Genomic DNA, 2,002 nt, shown 5'->3' with positions numbered 1-2,002 from the left:
TTAATTTTGCATTTACACCAATAGGAAATGTAAAATTTGCAGGTATATGCCCAAAAGACATTCCGTATACCGTAGGTATATTCAAAGGTTGTAACCTATCTATAATAACTTCTTTTAACGTAAACGTTTTTGTTTTGTGTGTTGTTTCGCAACCAGCAAAAACTCCTAGAACTAATCCTGCCGCATTTTTAAAAGTTTTGCCTTCTATTAATTGCGTTAACATACGGTCTATACGGTAAGGAGACTCTTCTACATCTTCAATACATACAATTTTATTTGTAAAATCTATTTCATGCGGTGTGCCAATTAAAGCGTTAATTAATGTTAAGCTTCCGCCAACCATAATACCTTCTGCATTACCGGGTGTAATTACATATCTATTATACTCTGTATCTTGTTTTTGCTCTTCCGTTAAGTCAGAATTATGAATAACTACATTCTTTTTAGGATTAACAACAAGTTGCTCTAGCATAGAAATTCCGTACTCGTTATCTAACGTAGTGCCAACAGGGCCGTGAAAACCAACCAAGCCAGTTTCTTTATAAAATCCGTTTAGTAAGGTTGTGATATCACTAAAACCAATAAAAACTTTAGGGTTGTTTTTAATGATGTCATAATTTATCATTTGCATAATACGTGTACAGCCATAACCACCACGTGCACATAAAATACCATCTACATTTGGGTTGGCAAACATTTCGTTTAAATCTGCAGCCCTTTCTGTATCAGTATTACTAAAATAACCATAATTGCCAATAATACGGTCTGTGTGGTAGGGTATAAAACCCATTTTGCGTAGTGTAGTTTTGGCGTGTTCTAGTCCGTCTGAAGAAACAGCATAACCAGGAGCAACCAAACCAATAGTGTCTCCTCTTTTTAGTTTTTTACCTTTTAATATGTGATTTTTAGTAATGTTAAAATCACTGTTAATTATAGTAATTGGCAACATACTAGCTGCAGCCGTACTAAGGCTAGATGTAATAAATTTTCTTCGTTTAAGCATAGTAATAAATTGTATTTCTACTACTAATATACTCTTTTATGGTTTTACATCAGAACCATTACCTTTTGATCTTTTTAACTGTCTATTAATCTTTTTTATAGCAGACTCAATAGATTTTTCTGGTTCTATAATGTTGTATTCTCCCCAAAAGTTAGGATCTGAAAAACCTACAGCTTCATCACCTAAAATTATAGACATTTTAACTTTGTCTTTTCCTTTAGGTAAAACATTACTTGTATTTTTTTTCCAATCTGTAACTGCCATTTCACAGCTCATACTGTAAACAGAGTTAAATAAACGACTATCCCAATCAATTTTAAATTCTAAAATAGCGCTACTGTAGCCGTAGTACCATTTGTTGTTTTTTTCTCTGTAGTCTACACGGTAAGCAACATCTGTTGGCCAAACTTTAGCTTTGTTTGGTTTTTTACGTACAAATAATTTAGCAGCTTTTTGTTTATCTGTAATGTTTAAAGAGTAAATAGCACTGGTAAGTATCTTTTTTTCTGCATCTATGTAAAGTTTTCCTTTATAAAGTGGGTCACTAGTTTTATCGTTTTGTTTAAAACTAATAACATATACTAGTCGGTTATTAATGCGCGTAGAGTGGTCAAAAGCAAACTCGTAATATTTTAATGCATCTAGACCAAATATATATTGCGGATACTTCATTACATCTACATACAATGCATTAAAAGGTCCGCCTTGTAATTTTAAAGCAAGCGTATCCATTTTAGAGTAATTGGTGCTCTTTCTTGTTTTATAAAGCTTAACCGCATCTTTACGAGAATTAGAATAAGGAGCTTTGTAAATATTAACTACAGCTTCAGACAGTGATATGTTTTTTCTTCTTTTTTTTATGCTTTCTCTATAAAAGGCTGTCATTAAAGTGGGGTCTTCAAAATAATTTTCACCTCTTTTTTTAAGTGTTTCCAAAACTAAAGTTCTAGGATCTTTTGGTGCAGATATATTTATTTCAGTTAAAGCAGTCACTGTAAT

At 32.2% G+C, this 2,002-nt stretch carries 2 protein-coding genes; both read right to left on the bottom strand.

The features are described 5' to 3' along the window. A partial coding sequence (locus ABJD66_RS16595) for an LD-carboxypeptidase (protein ID WP_348133730.1) occupies positions 1-1,003 on the bottom strand: 1,003 nt, incomplete at its 3' end. Positions 1,004-1,039: 36 nt separating this feature from the next. Then, positions 1,040-2,002: carboxypeptidase-like regulatory domain-containing protein (locus tag ABJD66_RS16590; RefSeq protein ID WP_348133727.1), on the bottom strand; the 963-nt coding region annotated here is incomplete at its 5' end.

It is taken from the genome of Cellulophaga sp. (genome assembly GCF_039943695.1).
In the GTDB taxonomy this organism is placed as follows: domain Bacteria; phylum Bacteroidota; class Bacteroidia; order Flavobacteriales; family Flavobacteriaceae; genus Cellulophaga.
This window is presented reverse-complemented; position numbering and strand designations above follow the sequence as displayed.